Raw genomic sequence first — 20,673 nt, 5'->3', positions numbered from 1 at the left:
GATTTTTTAAAACTGGCGTGAGCTTTTTAGATGGAAAAAACGCCCTTTTCATAGGGCGTTTTTGTTGTTTATTCTGAAATCAATTCACGAATTCTCTCTTCAATAGGTGTTAACGGCCGGCCTAGTAATGTTTCGAAATCTTGACTTTCGACAGCTAAAGCACCATCGCGTATGCCGCTTTGAATGGCTTTGACAAATGGCACTGCTTCTTTTGGTACACCATTTGAAGCTAAAAAGTCTCCAAAGGTGTCTACATCTATTTTTTCTACTTTGATTTCTTTTCCACTCACCTTACTAACAATTTGTGCAAGTTCACTATGCGTCCGAAGAGGTCCTGACAGTTCATATATCTCCTGATCATGTACGGCAAGTGTTAACGCATTTGCTGCCGCTTCTGCGTAGTCATTTCTTGTTGCCCAGCCAACCTTTCCTTCGCCAATAGGGCTTAAAAATGGTGCGCCGCTGACTGACGCCAGAATCGTATCCTTTTCGTTTTCAACATACCAGTTGTTTCTTAAAAATACATGAGGAATGCCAGAGGCCAAAATGGCTTCTTCTGTTTTGGCATGGTCATTTGCAAGGACAAGCTGACTCTCTCTTGCATTGACAACACTTGTATAAGCAATAAACCTCACATTTGCTGCTTTCGCCGCTTCAATTGCTGCTTTATGCTGCTCGACGCGGTCACCATCCGCTGTTGAAATGATCAACAGACGATCAATGCCCTTAAATGCTGATGCCAGGGTGTCTGGCTGAGTAAAATCTCCATGGCGTACATCCACCCCTGCATCCTTCAAATGTGCTGCTTTTTGCGGATTTCGAACACTGACTGAAATTTGTTCAGCCGGTACTTTTGTGAGCAAATGCTTGACGACGAGCGATCCAAGTTGTCCCGTTGCGCCTGTTACTAATAATTTCATTTGTTGACCTCCTCATTTTTCGTTCAACGGTGATGTACATTCGTTATAATCGAAATGGTTACAACAAAGGTGTAAAAAAAGCTCTAAAGTACGAGCTTTTTTATTCCGCCTCTGTTAATAATTGCTGAATTGTCACTTGCTTTAGGTGATTCTCAAGTGCAGCTTGTGCTTCTTTTAGTTCATGCCGAAGTCTCGTGTCCATCGCTTGACCAATCGGGCATGCGATGACGGGCTGATGAAAGTTAAATAATTCTTTATCCTCGCTTACATCCACAGCGCGATACACATCTAACAGCGTGATGTCCTCAGCCGGTCTTTTTAAATAAGCACCGCCCACACCGCGGCGAATTTCAATGAGACCCGCCCGTTTGAGCATTGCCATCATTTTTCGAACAATGGCTGGATTTGAATTCACGCTCTCTGCAATAAAATCACTAGTACACTCTTTTGGAACACCTGCAATAAATGACACAATATGAACAGCAATCGGATACCTGCTGCTAATTTGTTTCACAATCTTTCACCACCGTTGTAATCAATATAGTTACAATGAGTGATTTTGTCAATCAATAAACGGATTTTTCTTTTGGTCCCAGTCCTCATATGCCATGATATCGTAGTTTTCTGCTGTATCAAGTTCAAGCGGGGCAATGCATTCAAGCAGATTCTCATCTGGGTCAAGAAAATAGATCGCTGCATGAAATTGCGGCGGATTATCGAGAACTAAAGGCTGCTTTTCTTCTGAAAAACCAAACATTGGGTGAATACTGATGCCTCTTTCAATCAGCCAAGTCTTAATCTGTTCGATACTGGACGTTGTAATTTGAAAGGCAACGTGACGAGTCGAAGGATGGTATGGATAGGCATTTATATCTACTTTCCACAGTCCAAGCCAGCTCTTTCCTTTCTCAATCCATAAAAAAGCAACTCTTTCATTTTCATGAGCAAGTGTCAATTCCAATTTTTCATAAAACGCAATCGATGTCTTCAAGTCACTCACAGGTAAATGTGCTTCATACAAACCTTTCATCATCATCAAAATCACTCCTTTTCTATCTTCTATTCTGCGTGAATGAATGATATTCTGCCTCAGCAAAACGATGTATTTTATCCCTAACATTAGTTTGAGAGACATTGTATGTTTGATTTATTGCAGATGGGGGAAGGTGTTCAAATAAAATAACAGAAAGGAGCGGTCCATATGCCTTGGACGATGAACGATTATCCAGCTTCATTTAAATCATTAGACAACGTCATTCGAAAAAAAGCGCTTGAGATTGCCAATAAAATGATTCAGGAAGGCTATGAGGAAAATAGAGCCATTCCAATTGCAATCAGTCAAGCGAAAGAGTGGAAAAAGAACGCAGCGGAGAAAGAGGTAGAGAATTTTTCATCTCATGGTTCTGTCAAACCTTCAGAGAGCAGCAGCTCCACAAGACCAGAGCTCATGGATCATGCGCAGCATGTAGTGAAACACGAGGAAGGCTGGGCGATTCAAACAGAGAAAGCGAAACGAGCAAGTGAGGTCAAAGAAACAAAACAAGAAGCAATTGACCGGGCAAAGGAGATTTCAGCTAATAAAGGAACTTCCGTTGTCATTCATCGAAAAGACGGGACGATTCAGGACGTGTTAAAACCGCAATAAGACCGCTCGTCAGCGGTCTTTTTTTAAGCATTCTTTTCTTTTTTCGCTGGAGTTTTTCTTTTCTTAGGTGCTGCTTTTTTCGCTTTGGCTGGTTTTGATCGGTCGATCGAAGCCTGTAGTGCGGCCATTAAATCTGTCACATTGGCTGCAGGATCTTTTTTGCCTGTCGTTTCTGGCTGAACGGTATGTTCTCCAGATATTTTATCGCCAATTAAATTCATCAGCTGTTCTCTGTATTCATCTTGATATGCCGCTGGATCGAACGTTGTGGTCAGCTGCTCGATTAAAAGGAGCGCTGTATCTAACTCTTTCTTTACAATGTTCTCCTCTTGGGGGATATTCGGCACATCTGATACTTGTCTAATTTCGTCAGGGAAATGAATGGTTTCCATCAGCAAAATATGTTCATAGCACCTAACGATCGCTAATTGCTCCTTTGAGCGAATCATAATCTTAGCGACACCAATTTTCCCCGATTCCTCTAAAGCTTTTCTTAATAATGAATAAGCCTTCGCTCCGCCGGTATCCGGTGATAAGAAGTAACTTCTTTCGTAATAGATTGGATCAATCTCCTCAATCTTTACAAAATCAATGATTTCAACGGCTTTTTCTTCATTTTCTTTTCGCAGCTTTTCCAGTTCTTCATCGTCCAATTCAATAAATTTATTTTTCGCATATTCATACGCCTTCACAATTTGTTCTGGCGCTACTTCTTCACCGCAATTGGCACATACTTTCTTGTAGTTAATGGGCGTGTGACACTCTTTATGCAGCTGTCTTAATTTAATGTCTTTGTTCTCTGTAGCGGTAAACAGCTTGACTGGAATATTGACCAATCCGAAACTAATGCCGCCTTTCCATACTGTATGCATCGCGATTCCTCCGTTCTTTTCTCCTTACTATGTAATGTTTTCATCAGACTTATGTATGTGAATGAAAATTTCATCCCACTCTAAGAACACATGATATAAGGAAGTGACATGCACAATGAAACCTATGCGATTAACACCTGCACATGATATACCTGCCGGTGCAGACTGGGTGTATGAATTAAAATATGATGGCTTTCGGGCTATTCTTGTATGGGAAGAAGACGGGATTCGTTTAGAAAGCAGGACCGGAAAACGGCTAAATAAGCAATTTCCTGAAGTGATGGATCAATGCGAACAATTAAGAGAACAATTTGCTCCCTTTTTACCGCTGACACTTGACGGAGAATTGGTCTTTTTACTGAGTGAACAACAAAGCGAGTTTGCGAAGGTTCAGCAAAGAGGCAGGCTGAAAAACAAAGAAGCCATACAACGACAGGCTGAACGATTTCCATGCCATTTCATTACGTTTGATCTATTAAGCTGCAAAGGGAAACCTCTCGTTGATTCACCGTTGATGGAAAGAAAAAATCAGCTGCAGCAATTATTCCAAGAAGCAAAGCTCCCCTCCTCAGTTCAGCTAGAGCACCCTTCCCTTTTGCAGGTCATTCATACAGACCCAGACTCTGAATACATGAAAAACGTGATGACGACGTATTTAGCAGAAGGACTAGTAGCGAAAAAAAAGTCGAGTAAATGGCATGACAATACTCGTTCAAAAGAATGGCTGAAAATGAAAAACTGGCGGTATGTCTCTGTCATTGTCACCCGTTTTGACAAAGAAAATGGCTATTTTCAAGGTTCCATTTATCAAGATTCGGCTCTCATCGAGGTTGTCCAATTCAAGCATGGTTTTTCTAAAGAAGAAGAACAAACGCTGCGTACACTATTTCAGACAAAAGGCCAGTTAACAGGAGGATCTTTATACGAAATCCCTCCTTCTATCGTTGCCAGCATTGCTTGTATATCCTTTGATGGATCGGCGTTAAGAGAGCCGCGTTTTTCTTCCTTTTTACTAGATGCTGATCCAGCAGCATGTACATTTCAGCAAATGCTCAAACAGCTGTATCCACTCCCTGCTGCTATAGACGTCACCCACCCAGAAAAACCGATTGTCCCGGCTCTTCAACTAAACAAGGCAGATTACTTACTTTATTTAAGACAAGCGGCTCCCTACCTTTTGCCCTTTTTACGTGAAAGGCGTCTTACTTTAATTCGGTATCCGCATGGCACTGGAGACGAATTCTTTTATCAAAAGTCGACACCTGATTATGCGCCGGATTTTGTTTTAACAGATGAAGTTGATGATATTTCTTATACGGTCTGTAATGATCCTCGTACACTTCTTTGGCTTGGCAACCAGCTGGCGATGGAATTTCATATCCCTTTTGAAACAAGAGATACGGATCGGCCGACAGAAATCGTCTTTGATCTAGACCCCCCATCTGTAAATGAGTTTCATCTAGCCATAGAAGCGGCTAAACGAATCAAAACGCTTTTAGACGGGCTTTATCTCACAGCCTTTATTAAAACAAGCGGAGGTAAAGGGCTTCAAGTCTATATTCCTTTAAAGAAAAACGCCTTCACATACGAAGAAACAAGACAATTCACCGCGTTCATATGCCAATTTTTATGTGAGCAAGCACCGGATCTTTTTACTCTGGAACGCCTTAAGAAAAAACGCGGCAATCGCTTGTATTTAGACTACATTCAGCACGATGCTGGGAAAACAATCATCGCTCCATATTCTCCAAGAGGAAATGAGCTTGGACTTGTTGCGACACCGCTTGAATGGGACGAACTCTATCATGATGAGCTTCATCCTTCTCTTTTTACGATGCCGGCTGTTATAGAGCGTTTAAAGGAAAAGGGCGATCCGTTCCGCCGCATGAGGCACCTTGTGAATGATGATGCTTTTAGACAAGTCTTACATCAGCTTGCACACATGTGACCATCTCATCAGATGGACATTTGCGGTCATGAAGCGTTACACTTATTCATTAGAGAGGAAGAAAGGGATGACTATTTTGACCGCACATTCATTTCGAAATACAGCTTTGATTTTCTTATGTCTTTCCGCAGGAATTGTGGATGTGATTGGCTATTTAAGCCTAGGGCATGTGTTTACAGCCAATATGACAGGTAATATTGTGCTGCTTGGCATTGCAGCAGGAAGCTCCTTGCAGCTAACAGCCCTTCATTCCATCATTGCTCTAAGTGGATTCGTTTTAGGGGTTTTACTTGCAGTGGTGATAGGCGGAAATCACGAGAAAACGTTTTGGCCAAAAGCCGTAACCCGCATTTTTATCATCGAATTGATGATTTTGCTTCTATTTGCTCTCATGACCATTTTCCCTTATACACAAGGTGCTTACTTTATGCTGATCATTCTTTTAAGTATGGCTATGGGCATGCAAACGGCGGCCGCACGTAAATTGAATGTTGCTGGCATTTCCACAACCGTTCTCACAAGTACACTTGCTAACCTATTTGAAGATGCAGCCCAGCGCATATCATACCGGGAAAAAAGAAAGGCCCCTATCCAGCTTGTAAGCTTGATGCGAATAGGCTCTATTGTCTTCTACTGCCTAGGTGCAGCTATTGCTGCATACACAGATCGTTACGATCCGTTTATCATCATATGGCTGCCTATCATCATTCTAGGCATCATTGTGATAACTGCTGGATTGAAGCACTTTCACCAATTGAAATAGCCTCTCTTTAGACGGCTATTTCAATTATTGTGATCTTACACTAATAACTCCTGACATAAAAACCAGGAGGGCGTCCCATGATGAACGTTGAACCATATGGATATCCAGAAAATGTCCCGAATCCTCCGTACCCGGGAAAACCGCCTAAGCCAGAGAATACACCAGGACTCAAATAATACCCGCCAAAGCCGATATGGGAACCAACCGGCCCAATATGTGCCCCGCCTCCGCTAAAACCGCCTCCATGAAAACCACCATAAACCCGTGGATACATACAATCACCTGCCTTCGAATCAGACCTTATCTAATCATATGCATGACAAATGGGGCGGTGCTCCTGCTTTTTCTTTCCTTCTATGTACATTAGACCAATTTGATAAAATTTGAATGAAAAGTCCTGCAAAAAATTAAATTAAGCAAAGAAAAGTGACCTTTTTAACTTGTTGCTCTGCCCTATGTTTATTTAGAATAATGGAGCAGGTAATAAATTTGCACACCCCCTTTGTTGCGAATTCTTCTTATTAAACGTTCTTGCAGCGTTTAATAAGAAGAGCCTATTAAAACACAAAAAACCCTTGCTGACGATCATCAACAAGGGCGAGAGATAAATGGTATTAACCACCAATGATTTTTTCTGCAACTTCGAATGAACCCGCAACGTTTTGCGATAGAACAGTCGCAGCGACCGCTAAACCGACAACGAATAATACTTTTAATCCTGTTTTCATCTTAAATCAACCCCATTCTTTTCATATGTAAATCCGCTTCTAAACTTTTGTTCAAGTAAAAAACAGACTGCTCATAAAGTGATTGCTTTTCACAATATTTTGCTGCAAATTGTGATAGCTCTTTTACTTCATGATATTCATTCTTCTCTTCTAACTTTCTTAATTTCTCATCAATTTGCTGAAATCTTTGTGGCGCATGCGTTAAGTAAAGATCATGTACGATGCCTATTTTTAGCTGAAACACTTCATGAGAAGCATCTTTTATTCTGGCATATGCAGCCTCTATATATTGGCTTGCACGCTGCTTTTCACCAATCACACAGAGTTCCCGGCTGATCAGATACGTAGAATGGAAAAAGAAATCTGAATCATAATACTCTTGATGGGACAGTGCTTTTTCAAGATGACGTATCGATTCCTTCGGTTTATTCCAAAATGAATATAAAATGGCCACATTGTGATGAAGCTGAGCCAGCATAAAATCATCCTGCTCATTTGTCAAAACTTCTTCCGCCAGACGATAATTCTCAAGCGCCTCTTCATACCGGCCGATCTCCGTTAGATTCGCTGCTATAAGAGAGTATGAAAGGGCCGTTCTTCTTTCATACTGCTTGTGCCGCTTATAGACGTGCAGCGCTCTGCGGATATAGCTTAATGAGAGCATGATATGACTGAGCCGGTAATAAAGCCATGCCACTTTAAAATCGAAATCAGCACGTTCTATCTCACTTGGAATTTTATCTAAGAGCTTTTCAGCACTTTGATACATCTGCAATGCAACCTCATAATTACCTTGATGCTGCTCATACACACCCTCATAAAAATCAAAATAATAGGCAAGACGATTAGACAGGTCATCTTCTTTTTTTCCATAATGACCCTCTATGCTTTTCGTTGAAACATTGCCCTTTTGCCCTCTTAAATTGTACATAAGAATGTGATGCCTCTTCTCAAGAAGAGAATAGTATATGAGGATATCCGCATCGTCAATTTCCTCTACCGCTTTTTTCGCTTTGGCAAATAACCGTTCTGCCTCATCTGCATGATCTTTTTTGATTTCCATGTTCCAGTCATTTAATAGTGATGCCAATTCCGCAACAGGAACTTTGCTCATTCTACACCCCCAATCACCTTCAGCTACAACACATATTTCACTAAATATGGAACTTCTATTAGCAATTGCTAATTAGTCCATTTGACATCATTTTAATATGAATCACTTGAATCTTCAATAACCGTTTCCATTGAAAGTGCGTTTCTTTCTCCTAGTCAATGATATTTGCGAAAAAATTCCGCCTTTTTTAAAATAAACATCTTGAGATGAAATGAAAAAAGCCCAATGTCAAGGCTTTCTAATCTGATGATGGTTCATAGCAGCTTTTCATTTATCCAGTTTCTTTATATAATATGATCAATCACTTACACGCCTCAGTAGCTCTAGAAGGGAAGAGCGCCGTAAAACAAATTGTAGCTGGCGGGTCGCAAGGCAAGGGTTTCAGAAGCACCGAAAAGCACATGAGCTGAGACAGGTGAAATTCCTGTCGGTGAAATTCCGTAGGGAAGCGTGTTGCCCCTAGCCTATGCTTACGAAAGGAGTGCGGGTTCGAATCCCGTCTGAGGCTTATGAAGTAGATGGATTGGGAGGATAAAATATCATGCATGTGTTTGAAGAATATATCAGCAAAATCGGTAACCCAGAGCTGAAGCAGCGCACTCAAGACATCTTACAATGGGTAGAAGACACATTCCCTCAATTAGAGGCAAGAATTGCTTGGAATCAGCCCATGTTCACAGATCACGGCACATTTATTATTGGGTTTAGCGTGGCAAAACATCACATTTCTGTCGCACCAGAAGCAAAAGGAATTGATCAATTTTCAGCTGACATTGTACAAGCTGGGTACGATCATGGGAAAAATCTGTTTCGCATGAAAGAAAGCTTGCCAGTTGATTATCCTCTCCTAAAAAAAATCATCGAATTTAATATCGAAGACAAAGCGGATTGTTCAACGTTTTGGCGAAAATAAACAGTACCCCGATCTCAGCTTTACAGATCGGGGTATTTTGCTGCAACAATATTATTTTGTTCTCTTCCCTACCAATTTTTGTTCAAGCCATTCATAACATGACAAAAGGGCATCAACGCTCTTTTGGCATATCGGCAAATATACAACGGCGACGGCTGTTAAACACGCTATAGCAGCTCCTGCTAAGACATCTAATGGATAATGAACACCTACCCAAATCCTTGAAAAACCAACAGCACACGCAATGATCAGCCAATACATATGGCGTTTGTGAAACAGCCAAAAGATCACACAAATCGAAAAAATAAAGATGGTATGATCACTCGGAAACGAGTTATTCACTTCCTTTTGAATCAAAAGATTGACGTGGCTCATTTCTGCAAAGGGCTGCTGATTAAAATAAAACACCCCAGCGATTTTCCCAAGTAACTCGGCGAGTACGAAGGTCAGTCCGGCAGAAACGACCATCGCCCTATTGTACCTGCTGCGATTTTGAAACCATACGAACAGACACACGAGCGCTGCCAGCAGCACTGTATATTCAGCTAGTCCAATAAATATTGGATTCAAGTAACCATAATCGATACTGAGCTCATTCACCCGCCTAAATAAATCTTCATTAAGTCCCCGCATCTCATTTCATCCCTTTTTACTTGATTTACGATAAGGATAATTGAAATGAGATGTCTGCCTCCATCGATCGAACGAACAAACCATGGAATCATATGACATGTTTGTCACTTTGCTGTCACCTGAACATCGTGTACTAACTAAAAACTCATCAAAGGCTATTAAATCACAGGAACAAAACTGTTATAATAGAACATAAGTTTGCATTTTATCAAAAAGGGGTTACTGCATATGATCAAAACGGTAGACGGCAATATATTAGAGGCAAGCGAAGACATCATTTGTCACCAAGTGAACTGTAAAGGAGTCATGGGAGCTGGATTAGCAAAACAGATCAAAAGCAAATATCCGAATGTGTTCAAAGATTATAAACAGTTATGTACAGAACAAGGAGATGACTTGTTAAGCTCCGTTCAACTCATCACAACAAAAGACGGAAAAACAATTGCCAACTTATTTGCCCAAGCTGGATACGGAAGAACAAGAAAGCAAACAGACTACGATGCCTTACGCAGCTGCTTTCAACACCTAAAGGATACAGTGACACAATCACCTGAAGAGAAAAACCAAACGTCCATCGCTATTCCATACGGGATCGGCTGCGGATTGGCTGGCGGCGATTGGACGATTGTGGAAGAGATGATTGAAGAGGTGCTGGGTGATTGTGAAGTGACGGTTTATCGGTTTAGATAGAGGGAAATGAATAATGAAATTAGAAGAGGAATTTGTTTTTCGATCTTTTTGCTTTCGTTGATCGGTTTCTTTGACATGCTAATCAATAACAATTGATTCCAATCACAATCAATATTTTTATTTTGTCATTACATGTGTCTGTTTTGTTATTGAATAAAAGGAGTTATTATTTAAAAAGAGCACCATTTCTGCTTGGAATGGTGCTCTCAATTAGTTCTCTATTTTTTATTTCTATAATCTATCAAAATGAAATTTATAACATCTTCTTAAAAAATTCAAAAGTTACTCCAATGTAGAAAGATATTTTTCTAAATGTTTTTTACCAGAATTACTTTTAGGTATAATACCTAGATGATTATATTTCCAAATGGTTTTTCTTTCATGAGGGTTTGTATTCGAAAGATCATCATAATTAAATTCTATATTAAAATGTCCCGTTTCATTAAATATCATTGTGAAATTTGTCCAAGGCTCTTGACCACTTTGTTCAAACGCTCTCCTAAGTTCTTGGATACAGTCAACTAATTGATGCCATCTTTCTCTGTATTCATGTTCACTCACTTCAAACAATTCAGTGATCTCATGACTATAGATCGGCTGATCATCATTTTCCTTAGGTAAAAAATAAAAGTAAGCAGTCTGTGAACCTTCAACTACTTCACCATATAAATACACCTTTATCCAATTGACAGGTATTGTCTTAACTACAATATCAACTATCTGTTTGTATACATATTCTAGTTCTTCTTCATTCATTATTTTTTCCCTCCATACACATTATCGAATCGTCTGATTTCCCACTCATCATCACCAATTTTATACTTAATATCAAAAGTTTCTGGACGTAGAGAATCAGCTTTATAGTTAGGTGTTATCTTTACTTTAACCTGATCACCATTTTGAAGAGCATCAGCCCATGCATTCTCAAGCTTTTTCCATTCACCTTTATTTAAATTTCCATTCATTGGCACAAGATTATCAATATCCCCTGAACCTTTAAAAATAGTTGCAATCAAGTGACCTCCATCATCATCTAGTAATCGATCCGGCTTTCCTGAATTGGATTGGGCATATTGGTTTCTTTTAACCTCTCCGTATTTTAAATCACTTGCTTCGACTTTGACAATACGTCCGTAGTGATCCGTTGTGTAGGTGTAGCCTTGCTTTGTTGAATAAACGATATTCGGTTTTAATACTTTTTTACGATTCCATCTCACATAGTGATCTCCGTAACTGACAACGGTTGGTGGTGATTTTGGTGCCGGTAATCGTCTGCCTGTCTTAGAGATGCCATATCCTGAATTGTTGTCTAGACGCTTTGCCATAGAGAGGAGTTTATTTTTGAGATTTTCTCCGTCAAACACGTTATACGGCAGCTTCGGGCCGCCAGCCATTTGAAACTTTGGTGAGTATGGCAATAGATTCGGAATAGAGACATTGTCTAATGATCTTGCTCCTTGTTCAAGCCCTTTCTTCACCGTTGTTTTTGCCGCTGTTGTCCCCGTTTTTGTAATGGCACCTGCCCCTTTAGAGCCAAAGACGATTTCTGCTAGAGAACCAGTCGCATAGGCGAACCAGTGTGATCGAGAATATGCATCACCATCGATGACTTCTTTTTGGAATGAGTCTGAAATCGACTTTCCAATCGCTTTCGATGTTTCAATTGGATGTGAAACTGCCGTTACGACCGATTCAACGGCACCTCCAGGATCTGTCACAAGATCGTAGATGCCAACTACTGTATCTTTGGCCACATCATATAGACCAACTGCTGCACCTTTTACAACATCAACGAACCCCTCTGATGCTTCTTCCTGCGCTTTGATCTGGAGAAGCTGGCTGTAATACATTTTTTGATCGTAAGAAAGATTCTCATATCCAATTTCGTCTACAATCTCAAAGTATTTCGCTTCTGACATACACGAAGGATCGTTGAGTTTTTCTTTCAATTCTTTGATTCTTCGTTTCTCTTTTTCTTCTTTTTTCACCTTTAAATATGCTTTCACCTGTGCATCGATTTTATCATGATTCTTGTACACATCTGTCTCATGAAATGCTTTTGCATCGTAATACATGGGCTGCGCATTTTTCCCTTTTCCTGTAGCAGCCATCATTTTTGTATAAAAGGTTGTAAGATGTTTCTCAATCGCTTCTGATTTTGCGTATTCTGTTTTTAGGGCATGATCTAATTTATGTACAGCATCAATTGCCTCTTTTCTTTTTTTGTTCGCATCATCTAAATGCTCATTGACCTCTTTACTTGAAAATACATTCAGTTCTATGAGATCACTGATGTCATCAAAAATAGTGGATAGGGCTTCTTTTTGTTCCTTGACCATATCTTTATTATTCTGAATCCCTTGTTTCAGTTGAGCGTCTAAGAAATGCTCATCAATAAATGTACTCCCGCCTAACGATTCATCATCAAGCTTTCCTTTTACCCCATCTAAAAACGCTTTTTGCATATCGATAAAGTCAAGATAAGTGTCTGCGTAAAGCGCAAGATCCTCATAAAAGGCTTTGATATTGTCTGCACCTTTTCCAGTAAATTCATCACCTAATCCCGACACACTTTTTAATGCTATTTTCACATGCTGCATTTCGTCTCGAAGCTCCTGATAGGCTTTTGACCTTTGTTCGACAGCTGATAGTAAAGATGGAGCATCTAATATTTTCATATAAAAAAGACTCCTTTTATGGCGTATTCTTTTACTAGAATACCATAAGGAGTCTTACACTTTAATCCACTTTATCGTTTTTTAACCAATTATCCTCCGTAGTGGTGGATTAAATCTTATCCCTTTTATGACCCTGCACCTCTAGAGAAAAGCAACACTACCTCATTTTTAGCATCTGCCTGAGTTTGTTGTCCAGCAGGCATTCCAAGAATTGCACCTAATAGCAAAGCGGTAGTAATCATCATCATTATTTTTTTCATGATCATATGACCTCCTTTCCTATAAGCGTACAAGATTTCAAAGCCAATTCCAAGAAGTAGTTACTTTCTTCATAAAGATTTAACTTCTTATAAATGGAGGCAACATCAGGAGCTAAAGCCTCTATATCAACATATGCTTTTCTTTCTTCCAAAAGACATAGCCCTTTCTTGATGTCCTCATAGCTTTCCCGTGGTGTTGTATAACATTTCTCAAGGATATTGAATTTCAAAATAAAGTTTGTGTTTTGCTGTTCTTTAGAGAAGCTTTTCCCCTCAGCAACCCAACTTATTGCCTGATCCATCTGATTTGATTTGTAGCTTGATCTTGCAAATTCATACGCACATTGTAAGTATGAAACAGGAGCTGACTGTTTTAGATCATCTGCGGAAATTGCTTTGTTGAAATATTCAATTGCTTCTATATGTTGGTCATCCTGAATTTTAAGAAATCCCAAATCATAATAAGCCAACGCTAACAATCTCTTATCATTCTTTTCAATCAGTCTATCGACACAATCCAAAAGCATCCGTTCAGCTTTGTCTAGTCTACCGTCATCAATCAAATTCAGTGCCAACAACATATTACAGTTTATGGTCTGTATGCTGTAGCCTTCATGACCTTTGTAGATGTCCTTTGCTGTTTGTAGATGATGGTGAGAAAGAAGCGTGACTTTATTGAAATAGTAGAGCGTGCCAATTTTATAATGGAACTCAGCCTTTTCAATTTCATCATGTACCTTGTCCAACTGTCTCTCAGCTACTCTGAATAGGACTAGGGCTTCTGAATAGTTATTCTTTGCACTCTCATACATACCTTTGAAAAGATAAAAGTAAAACCTTAGCATGTCATCTGTTTTGACTCTTTCACTTTCTGTTATTGTTGGTTGCCCCACTAAATCTTCCATCAGTACCTTAAATCTGTAATCAAGAATATTGAAATAGAGTAACACATCTTGATTTTCTTCCATTTCGCCTAACATTTCTTGAATCTCATCCCTCAGCTCTACTGCTTGTGAAACTTCCCTCTTTTTAATATGTAAATACCATTTGTTGAGCGTGTTTGCTACATCTACAGAAGAAATCAAATTCGACATCCCATTACCCCCTTGCAATCATTTCCTTTGTATAATTTTAACATGACATTTACAACATATGTAAAGCCAAGGTGTTCATTTTAAAAGTTTTCGGTATCCCGCAAAATGCAAACATATGACTAATTGGCAATAGTAACATGTTCTTTTCGCATTCCGGCAATCGGGACAAGAACTTGTACCGATAAAATAAAAAGCCGCTAAAATAGCGACTTCAATGGGGACCATGTTCTTGTCCCTCGACAATCTTTAATAAACGGAGCAAATTTGTCCCTGGACAATTTTCTGTACCATTCATACGGAGTATCCCTCAACCGTGTTTAACCTCACATCGTATCAGTTTTAAGTGTATGTAATTGATGTTCTTGTCCCTGGACATCTTTAATCAATCTTACACGGTCTAAAAGTTTCATGTTTAGCTTCATACTCTTCTATTAATCGGATTTTATTTCCATCAAATCTAATCTTTGATATACCATCAAATGAATAAAGTTGTTCTTCTTTTGCTTTAAAATACCATTCTACAAAAAATAAGGTATCATTTACTTGATGAATATTTTTTATCTTCCATTCTAAGACAACTTGCTTCAGTAACATTTTTTTGATCCACAAATGGACTTCTTCTATACCCACATACATTGCTCCATAACATTCGCGGTAGATAATATCATCAGAAAAATACGTATCTAAAAACGTAAAATCTCTAGTTACCCACATAAAGAAATATTCTTTTATAATTTCTTCTTTCATAAGTACTCCTCTATTTTTTAATTAAGCGCAGTTCTTAACTAGTGTTTTGAATCTATTATAACAAAATGAACAAAAAAAGGTTCTTGGTTGGAATTTATGTCATTCTACACTCATTCGCTTTATTGGTGCACTTTAAAGCCTTGTTATATTAGCGGTGTACCAAGTAATGTATAAGGAGAATGTGAAGCTGCCGCGCTCTCGTTTAAGCTTGGGGGCGTGCCAAGCCCCTCGCCTATACGAAAAAGGGGTGCTCTTGTAAAGAACACACCCCTTTATTTAGGTAACTTAAATTCTGTTATCCCATTCGGATTTTAGGTAACTTAAATTCCGTTAAAAGAAAAGAGCCAATGATAATTACATCATTGGCTCTTCTTAACTTTAAAGATATAGTTTCTTTCAATCCACACTCCTCAAGAGAGCGACAAGCTAATAATACCAATCGTTCTAGCAAAGTCTAGTCAATTATTAGGTTTATTTGTTGCATAAATGTAATGCTTATTAGATTTCTTATTCTCTATAATATCTTCAGTCCTACCCAAAAGCATTTGAATTTCTTTTCTATTATACTGCTTTTTTATTTTCTCTTTAAATGCTGTTTGTTGATTAATAGTTGCTTTATGCAGCTTTTTCCTAAATTGTTTCAAATAAATCTCGATGTATTTACTCTGTTCAAATGATGTAAATTCGTTGGTTTCGTTAATTTCATTCATAAGAAATCACCTCCTAAAAATATATCGGAGGTGATTTGGAAATTTTCAGGTGTTCACTAAATTGGTTCTATTTAATGTAAAATTCGCTAGTGTAGAATGTTCCAAGAGTTGCAACATGATTGCCCTTTTTGTCGTAACGTTCTACATCCACTCTAAAGCGATAAGTACCTTTTTTGTTACAAAATGACTCTTTGATGTCAAATTGATCATAAAGTTTTTCACCTGGGTTAAGGGGGTTCCGGGAATTTGTTTTTATTGTCTCCCACTTTCCATTAACCTTTCTTTGTGGAATAAGGTTGGGACCAGCACTAAAGTCATTGTGGTTTTGTACTGCAATTCGTACGACCTTATCCTCTCCAATTTTGTGATTAGCTTTTGTCGGGTTCGCCGACACTCCAAATCCTGATGCCATGCTCATCATCTCCCTTTTTATATTTTTGCGCTCCTATCCCTCACCAAAGCACGTGCAGCCATACACCCAAAATACGACTGTTCCCATTAGGGTTTCCTCCGGATACGGCCGCCTTGTCTTTGATACGTTTCGCGTCTCGTTCCCATGATTTCTTCCCAATCTCGCTTTGTTATCGGATCAGCATCGCTCTTCTTACTATTAGAACCAGGAGCAATGCTTTTAAATTGCTTTAATGTCTCTTTAGAAACAGAATCCCTGATCTTCATGTTCATACTCTCCTTGCCGAATAAGCACCACCTTACGCTATTCGCTTAAATAGATTTTGATTTTGCAATGATGACTACACTCCGAGAGGATGCCAAGTACAGTCAATCATCAATTAAAATGAAAAACTGTCCTCGATACGGCTGCCGCAGACCAGCTGCTATCCAGGCTCAGAATGTCCCTCTCGTATGGCCACATTCCTCAACACCTTTGTTCCGTATCCAGATACGCCATTGATAAAGGAAAGACGCGTCTCCCAATAAAAAAAGCGGACACTAACCAAGGCACTTAAAGTGCTCAATGATTAGCGTCCGCAGGTTCTTCCTTCTGGACAAAATATTCACGTTCGTTTTGCTTGTCTCTATCATACGATGATCCACGCATGAAAAAAGGTCCCCATTTTATCCCCCTTTTTGTCGGCTTTTTCTCGGCTCTTTCTCTGCAATGCAAATAAAAAAAGTGCCCATAAAGATGGACACTTTGGTTCTATTATTCCCAAAACGCATCGCCTTCAGATTCAATATACTTCTGAAGGAAAGTTTCAAAATCTACGTCAAGCAACCTATACTCTAAACCGTCTTCAAATAGATAAAGGTTGGGATTTTCCTTATTTAGTATCAAGTAGCACCCTTCAAAAAGAGCGGCAATAGCTGTTCCATCAACCTGATCAAAAAAATCATTAGACAACTCGGATTCGATTTCTTCTAAACTGAAAACGTGTAATCCTCCACCTACCTTGTTCCCAAAAACTATGTCTTCAAATATTCTTGCGCCATTATGTAGACATAAAAACTCTTTGAGATCGTCAGGCAATGTATGATGTTTCTTTTCAAATTGTTTTATATTTTCTTGATCGGCTGGGGCATTGAAGGTACAGCACTTTTCATAGACTTCACCGTCTACCGAGAATTTGATGATGTTCTTCTCATCTAATTGATTTTCAAGCTTTTCTAATATCTGCACGATCCTACTCAATCTTTCACCTTCTATCTATATCCTCTCCACCAAGGAGAAACCTCTTGTTGATGCAGCGTTCTTGTGAGTGCATATAAATTACCCATTTTATTATCTCCACCATATTCTAAAGGTATAACATGGTGAATGTCTAAACCAGACCAATCCCATTTAGGATCTGTGTATTTACCAATATACCATTTGATATATTTATTTCGCATCTCCTACAAATATGCCGTCAACAGAACAACCATAAAGAAAATCGAATAAGCAAATCTCTTCATTCCGATACTCCTTTTCCAATTTATTTATAATATTGCTCAATTTCATCTAGGCTGTTTTCAAGTGCTCTTTCTATTTCCCGCATCTTTAGTTCATTTAAAAACTTCCTGATTTCTAAGAGAAGGAAACAGGCCTGTAGCATCGTTTGCCTCTTGTTCCTTTTTGTTATCCTCCTTCACCTTCAGGGCCCTATAAACCTTTAGCTCCTTGATCAGAGCATTTCGGACTTGTTTCTCATCGATCCCTGGTAGTAAACACAATTGTTCAGATTTCAGCCTATCACTCCTTGAAAGTTCATATTGAAATTTTCTTATAATCTATCTAAATCTGAAAACTGTTCTTATTTTTACAAAAAAATCCTTGAATTTTTTATAAAATATAGGATAATTAGGTATGTAAAAAATAAACTATGGAGTGTTTTAAATGAGATTAAAAAAAGTTTTAATTTGTTCCGCATTATCCTTTGCTTTACTTGTTTCTGCATCTCCTGCATTCGCTTCACCTTCTAATGCAGACAGCAAGATGAGTCAAAAGGTAATAACTCCTCAAGCTGAGTTGAAAACTATTCATCTAAAAGCCAATACACACAAAAAACCTATCAAATGTTTCGGTCTCTTTGGTCCTAAAAGATGCATAAAAGGGTGATGGTACTCGGACAGGCAAATATCAATGTTGATTTTAAAAATATCTAAGAGATAGGAGGATGACCCTCCTATCTCATTTTTAATTAGCTAATTTGAAAATATATAGCTGCCATCACTATGCCTGTTTTAATAATTTCAGAATCATTAGCAAATGACTAATTTTTGACTGTTACCTGCAGGAGGAAGCTCCTGCTATTTTATTTTGTGTGAACTCGATTAATTTAAATTTGTGAACTGGCCTTCGCGTGTAGTGATATCCGTTTTCCCGTAAATAGGTGCTTCAGCTAAAAACGCTTGGTTGGAATGATCATCTAGAATAATGCTTTCACTACTCCTTTGGTCATAAAGTTATAAATGAAAATGGTTGAATTTGTAAGTTTGTAAGGATTATTCATGTGCACAAAGCTTCCCGTGTTATAATGAATTATATATATTCATTAAATCTGTAGTCTTCGCTTTTTTTATTTGCCTTGAAGACTTTGCAAATCCCTTAAATCTAAAGACAGATCAATCAGCATCTTCAGATACTTTAAGTACATAAGCTTCCTCTTCTTTTTGATCATTCCCGCCAGAATCGTCTTTCACACTATGAGAGAAATCTGGAATCTAAATTATTATCATATGTTTCTTCAGTCTGCATCGGTTTACCTTCGTTAATCTGATCCTGATTTCAACCCCTCCACTTTACGTTCAATTTTTATGGAATTTTTCTTTAATCTTATTTTTTCTGCAGGTAAGCTCAATTCATCCTCTAACTGTTCCGGCTCATGATCAGCAATGTGAACTACACCACTGTGATCTACTCTGATAATTTATAATTAGACGCTCTGCATTTGCAAATATAGCGGAGAATATCGCTCCACTTGGACTTCGTACCAATCATTTCAGCAAGGTTTTGAATACTTTTGTGAGACCTTCGTTGAAATTTGAAAGTCGCCTTTTTTGTGGGTGAATTGTGGATGATAGCTCCTTCATTTTGAAATATTAGAAACACCCACAAAAATAAAATCCCCCTGAAGCCAATGGCTCCAAGGGGTTTTTATTATTAATACTGAGACATATACTGATCGCGTTCCCATGGGTGTACTTGGGTGCGGAACATATCCCATTCGATTTCTTTTGATTCGATGAAGTGCTCGAATAGGTGATCGCCTAGTGCGTTGATCATGACTTCGTTTGATTTTAGCAGCTCGAGTGCTTCTGCAAGTGTTGCAGGAAGGTCAGCGATGCCGTTTTCAAGGCGCTCTTCTTTGTCCATGACATAGATGTTTCTGTCGATTGGTGCTGGTGCTTCTAGTTTGTTTTTGATTCCGTCAAGACCTGCTGCAAGTAATACGCTTAGTGCAAGGTATGGGTTTGCAGATGGGTCTACGCTGCGTACTTCTACGCGTGTGCTGATGCCGCGTGATGCCGGGATACGGATCAATGGGCTGCGGTTTTGTGCACTCCAAGCCACATAGCAAGGTGCTTCATAGCCAGGTACAAGACGCTTGTAAGAGTTTACAGTTGGGTTTGTGACCGCTGTAAAGCTTGTTGCGTGCTTGACGATACCTGCGATAAAGTGTCTAGCAGTCTCGCTTAATTGTAAATCTGCTTTTTCATCAAAGAATGCGTTTTTACCATTTTTGAATAATGATAGGTTACAGTGCATACCAGATCCGTTTACACCGAACAATGGTTTTGGCATGAATGTCGCATGAAGACCATGCTTTCTCGCAATGGTTTTGACAACGAGTTTGAACGTTTGAATGTCATCACAAGAACGGATCGCGCCTGCATATTTGAAGTCAATTTCATGCTGCCCTGGTGCTACTTCGTGGTGAGATGCTTCAATTTCAAAGCCCATTTCTTCAAGCTCTAGCACGATATCACGGCGGCAGTTTTCGCCTAGATCTGTTGGCGCAAGGTCAAAGTATCCGCCTTTATCGTTTAGTTCAAGCGTTGGCTCGCCTTTTTCATCTAATTTAAATAAGAAGAATTCTGGCTCAGGTCCAAGGTTGAAATCACTAAATCCTAGTTCTTCCATTTCCTTTAAGATACGCTTTAAGTTGTTACGCGGGTCTCCATCAAATGGTGTCCCATCTGGCTTATAAATGTCACAAATAAAGCGTGCAACTTTACCTTTTTCTGCTGTCCAAGGGAAAATAACAAATGTGTTTAGATCTGGGTATAGATACATATCTGATTCTTCGATACGTACGAATCCTTCAATAGATGAACCGTCAAACATACATTTGTTATCGAGAGCTTTTTCTAACTGGCTCACAGGAATCTCAACATTTTTAATCGTTCCGAGAATGTCTGTAAATTGCAGACGGATGTACTTTACGTTTTCCTCATTTACTAATTTTACGATATCTTCTCTTGTGTACTTTGCCATTTCGTAAAACTCCTCCCCTACA

At 39.0% G+C, this 20,673-nt stretch carries 22 protein-coding genes; 6 read left to right on the top strand and 16 right to left on the bottom strand.

Annotated elements, in window-relative coordinates:
* Positions 1-68: 68 nt before the first annotated feature.
* From H7F25_RS07400 to H7F25_RS07390, 3 genes are all read right to left on the bottom strand, one after another.
* Positions 69-920, bottom strand: coding sequence for an SDR family oxidoreductase (locus H7F25_RS07400; protein ID WP_024425117.1), 852 nt, complete (start codon positions 918-920; stop codon positions 69-71).
* Positions 921-1,020: 100 nt separating this feature from the next.
* Complete coding sequence (locus tag H7F25_RS07395) at positions 1,021-1,434, bottom strand: Rrf2 family transcriptional regulator (RefSeq protein ID WP_024425116.1); 414 nt, start codon at positions 1,432-1,434, stop codon at positions 1,021-1,023.
* 48 nt (positions 1,435-1,482) lie between these two features.
* A complete protein-coding gene (locus tag H7F25_RS07390) occupies positions 1,483-1,956 on the bottom strand; it encodes a VOC family protein (protein WP_051170147.1) in 474 nt (157 codons plus the stop codon).
* Positions 1,957-2,121: 165 nt separating this feature from the next.
* Here H7F25_RS07390 and H7F25_RS07385 point away from each other — a divergent pair, with 165 nt between their 5' ends.
* Positions 2,122-2,565 carry a DUF2188 domain-containing protein gene (locus H7F25_RS07385; protein ID WP_024425114.1) on the top strand — a complete coding sequence of 148 codons (444 nt, stop codon included), beginning with the start codon at positions 2,122-2,124 and terminating at the stop codon, positions 2,563-2,565.
* A gap of 23 nt (positions 2,566-2,588) precedes the next feature.
* Here the strand turns inward: H7F25_RS07385 and H7F25_RS07380 are convergent, their stop codons facing one another.
* Complete coding sequence (locus tag H7F25_RS07380) at positions 2,589-3,437, bottom strand: non-homologous end joining protein Ku (protein ID WP_024425113.1); 849 nt, start codon at positions 3,435-3,437, stop codon at positions 2,589-2,591.
* Between the two features lie 115 nt (positions 3,438-3,552).
* Here H7F25_RS07380 and H7F25_RS07375 point away from each other — a divergent pair, with 115 nt between their 5' ends.
* Positions 3,553-5,385, top strand: coding sequence for a DNA ligase D (locus tag H7F25_RS07375; protein ID WP_185854428.1), 1,833 nt, complete (start codon positions 3,553-3,555; stop codon positions 5,383-5,385).
* Positions 5,386-5,452: 67 nt separating this feature from the next.
* A complete protein-coding gene (locus H7F25_RS07370) occupies positions 5,453-6,148 on the top strand; it encodes a YoaK family protein (RefSeq protein WP_149126624.1) in 696 nt (231 codons plus the stop codon).
* 729 nt (positions 6,149-6,877) lie between these two features.
* On the opposite strand, the gene H7F25_RS07365 is transcribed toward H7F25_RS07370, so the two are convergent.
* Positions 6,878-7,990: a response regulator aspartate phosphatase gene (locus H7F25_RS07365; RefSeq protein ID WP_024425110.1), complete on the bottom strand. Its 1,113-nt coding sequence runs from the start codon at positions 7,988-7,990 to the stop codon at positions 6,878-6,880.
* Positions 7,991-8,531: 541 nt separating this feature from the next.
* Here H7F25_RS07365 and H7F25_RS07360 point away from each other — a divergent pair.
* Positions 8,532-8,903, top strand: a complete 372-nt coding sequence (locus H7F25_RS07360) for an iron chaperone (protein WP_185854427.1) — start codon at positions 8,532-8,534, stop codon at positions 8,901-8,903.
* Between the two features lie 51 nt (positions 8,904-8,954).
* Here the strand turns inward: H7F25_RS07360 and H7F25_RS07355 are convergent, their stop codons facing one another.
* On the bottom strand, positions 8,955-9,536 hold the full coding sequence (locus H7F25_RS07355; protein ID WP_185854426.1) for an undecaprenyl-diphosphatase: 582 nt from the start codon (positions 9,534-9,536) through the stop codon (positions 8,955-8,957).
* 228 nt (positions 9,537-9,764) lie between these two features.
* On the opposite strand from H7F25_RS07355, the gene H7F25_RS07350 reads away from it, so the two are divergent.
* Positions 9,765-10,226: a macro domain-containing protein gene (locus H7F25_RS07350; protein ID WP_185854425.1), complete on the top strand. Its 462-nt coding sequence runs from the start codon at positions 9,765-9,767 to the stop codon at positions 10,224-10,226.
* A 282-nt stretch (positions 10,227-10,508) separates the two neighbouring features.
* Here H7F25_RS07350 and H7F25_RS07345 read toward each other — a convergent pair whose 3' ends face one another.
* The 9 genes from H7F25_RS07345 to H7F25_RS07310 all read right to left on the bottom strand — a co-directional run bounded on the left by H7F25_RS07345 (position 10,509) and on the right by H7F25_RS07310 (position 17,366).
* On the bottom strand, positions 10,509-10,982 hold the full coding sequence (locus tag H7F25_RS07345; protein WP_185854424.1) for an antitoxin YezG family protein: 474 nt from the start codon (positions 10,980-10,982) through the stop codon (positions 10,509-10,511).
* The gene (locus H7F25_RS07340; RefSeq protein ID WP_185854423.1) at positions 10,982-12,904 is read right to left on the bottom strand and encodes a T7SS effector LXG polymorphic toxin; all 1,923 of its coding nucleotides are present in this window, start codon (positions 12,902-12,904) and stop codon (positions 10,982-10,984) included. The genes H7F25_RS07345 and H7F25_RS07340 overlap by 1 nt, the downstream gene beginning before the upstream one ends.
* Positions 12,905-13,029: 125 nt before the next feature.
* The gene (locus H7F25_RS19300; RefSeq protein WP_260627233.1) at positions 13,030-13,164 is read right to left on the bottom strand and encodes a hypothetical protein; all 135 of its coding nucleotides are present in this window, start codon (positions 13,162-13,164) and stop codon (positions 13,030-13,032) included.
* A 2-nt stretch (positions 13,165-13,166) separates the two neighbouring features.
* Positions 13,167-14,258: a Rap family tetratricopeptide repeat protein gene (locus H7F25_RS07335; protein ID WP_185854422.1), complete on the bottom strand. Its 1,092-nt coding sequence runs from the start codon at positions 14,256-14,258 to the stop codon at positions 13,167-13,169.
* A gap of 378 nt (positions 14,259-14,636) precedes the next feature.
* Positions 14,637-15,005: a nuclear transport factor 2 family protein gene (locus tag H7F25_RS07330; RefSeq protein ID WP_024425099.1), complete on the bottom strand. Its 369-nt coding sequence runs from the start codon at positions 15,003-15,005 to the stop codon at positions 14,637-14,639.
* A gap of 458 nt (positions 15,006-15,463) precedes the next feature.
* A complete protein-coding gene (locus H7F25_RS07325) occupies positions 15,464-15,715 on the bottom strand; it encodes a hypothetical protein (RefSeq protein ID WP_185854421.1) in 252 nt (83 codons plus the stop codon).
* A gap of 67 nt (positions 15,716-15,782) precedes the next feature.
* Positions 15,783-16,127: a structural protein gene (locus H7F25_RS07320; RefSeq protein ID WP_185854420.1), complete on the bottom strand. Its 345-nt coding sequence runs from the start codon at positions 16,125-16,127 to the stop codon at positions 15,783-15,785.
* A gap of 86 nt (positions 16,128-16,213) precedes the next feature.
* Positions 16,214-16,393: a hypothetical protein gene (locus H7F25_RS07315; RefSeq protein ID WP_185854419.1), complete on the bottom strand. Its 180-nt coding sequence runs from the start codon at positions 16,391-16,393 to the stop codon at positions 16,214-16,216.
* A gap of 487 nt (positions 16,394-16,880) precedes the next feature.
* Positions 16,881-17,366 carry an SMI1/KNR4 family protein gene (locus H7F25_RS07310; protein WP_185854418.1) on the bottom strand — a complete coding sequence of 162 codons (486 nt, stop codon included), beginning with the start codon at positions 17,364-17,366 and terminating at the stop codon, positions 16,881-16,883.
* A 684-nt stretch (positions 17,367-18,050) separates the two neighbouring features.
* Here H7F25_RS07310 and H7F25_RS07305 point away from each other — a divergent pair.
* Positions 18,051-18,272, top strand: coding sequence for a hypothetical protein (locus H7F25_RS07305; protein WP_247721857.1), 222 nt, complete (start codon positions 18,051-18,053; stop codon positions 18,270-18,272).
* A 1,044-nt stretch (positions 18,273-19,316) separates the two neighbouring features.
* Here the strand turns inward: H7F25_RS07305 and glnA are convergent.
* On the bottom strand, positions 19,317-20,651 hold the full coding sequence (gene glnA / locus H7F25_RS07300; RefSeq protein WP_025093273.1) for a type I glutamate--ammonia ligase: 1,335 nt from the start codon (positions 20,649-20,651) through the stop codon (positions 19,317-19,319).
* Positions 20,652-20,673: the final 22 nt, after the last annotated feature.

The organism is Bacillus sp. PAMC28571 (assembly GCF_014250435.1).
Classification (GTDB): domain Bacteria; phylum Bacillota; class Bacilli; order Bacillales; family Bacillaceae; genus Bacillus; species Bacillus safensis.
The sequence above is the reverse complement of the archived record's forward strand: the minus strand, read 5'-3'. Positions and strand labels throughout refer to the sequence as shown.

Excerpts from the sequence above, each read along its gene's own strand:
- H7F25_RS07400 (WP_024425117.1), bottom strand. The coding sequence starts at position 920 with ATGAAATTATTAGTAACAGGCGCAACGGGACAACTTGGATCGCTCGTC.
- H7F25_RS07390 (WP_051170147.1), bottom strand. The coding sequence starts at position 1,956 with ATGATGATGAAAGGTTTGTATGAAGCACATTTACCTGTGAGTGACTTG.
- H7F25_RS07385 (WP_024425114.1), top strand. The coding sequence starts at position 2,122 with ATGCCTTGGACGATGAACGATTATCCAGCTTCATTTAAATCATTAGAC.
- H7F25_RS07380 (WP_024425113.1), bottom strand. The coding sequence starts at position 3,437 with ATGCATACAGTATGGAAAGGCGGCATTAGTTTCGGATTGGTCAATATT.
- H7F25_RS07375 (WP_185854428.1), top strand. The coding sequence starts at position 3,553 with ATGAAACCTATGCGATTAACACCTGCACATGATATACCTGCCGGTGCA.
- H7F25_RS07370 (WP_149126624.1), top strand. The coding sequence starts at position 5,453 with ATGACTATTTTGACCGCACATTCATTTCGAAATACAGCTTTGATTTTC.
- H7F25_RS07365 (WP_024425110.1), bottom strand. The coding sequence starts at position 7,990 with ATGAGCAAAGTTCCTGTTGCGGAATTGGCATCACTATTAAATGACTGG.
- H7F25_RS07360 (WP_185854427.1), top strand. The coding sequence starts at position 8,532 with ATGCATGTGTTTGAAGAATATATCAGCAAAATCGGTAACCCAGAGCTG.
- H7F25_RS07355 (WP_185854426.1), bottom strand. The coding sequence starts at position 9,536 with ATGCGGGGACTTAATGAAGATTTATTTAGGCGGGTGAATGAGCTCAGT.
- H7F25_RS07350 (WP_185854425.1), top strand. The coding sequence starts at position 9,765 with ATGATCAAAACGGTAGACGGCAATATATTAGAGGCAAGCGAAGACATC.
- H7F25_RS07345 (WP_185854424.1), bottom strand. The coding sequence starts at position 10,982 with ATGAATGAAGAAGAACTAGAATATGTATACAAACAGATAGTTGATATT.
- H7F25_RS07340 (WP_185854423.1), bottom strand. The coding sequence starts at position 12,904 with ATGAAAATATTAGATGCTCCATCTTTACTATCAGCTGTCGAACAAAGG.
- H7F25_RS19300 (WP_260627233.1), bottom strand. The coding sequence starts at position 13,164 with ATGAAAAAAATAATGATGATGATTACTACCGCTTTGCTATTAGGTGCA.
- H7F25_RS07335 (WP_185854422.1), bottom strand. The coding sequence starts at position 14,258 with ATGTCGAATTTGATTTCTTCTGTAGATGTAGCAAACACGCTCAACAAA.
- H7F25_RS07330 (WP_024425099.1), bottom strand. The coding sequence starts at position 15,005 with ATGAAAGAAGAAATTATAAAAGAATATTTCTTTATGTGGGTAACTAGA.
- H7F25_RS07325 (WP_185854421.1), bottom strand. The coding sequence starts at position 15,715 with ATGAATGAAATTAACGAAACCAACGAATTTACATCATTTGAACAGAGT.
- H7F25_RS07320 (WP_185854420.1), bottom strand. The coding sequence starts at position 16,127 with ATGGCATCAGGATTTGGAGTGTCGGCGAACCCGACAAAAGCTAATCAC.
- H7F25_RS07315 (WP_185854419.1), bottom strand. The coding sequence starts at position 16,393 with ATGAAGATCAGGGATTCTGTTTCTAAAGAGACATTAAAGCAATTTAAA.
- H7F25_RS07305 (WP_247721857.1), top strand. The coding sequence starts at position 18,051 with ATGAGATTAAAAAAAGTTTTAATTTGTTCCGCATTATCCTTTGCTTTA.
- glnA (WP_025093273.1), bottom strand. The coding sequence starts at position 20,651 with ATGGCAAAGTACACAAGAGAAGATATCGTAAAATTAGTAAATGAGGAA.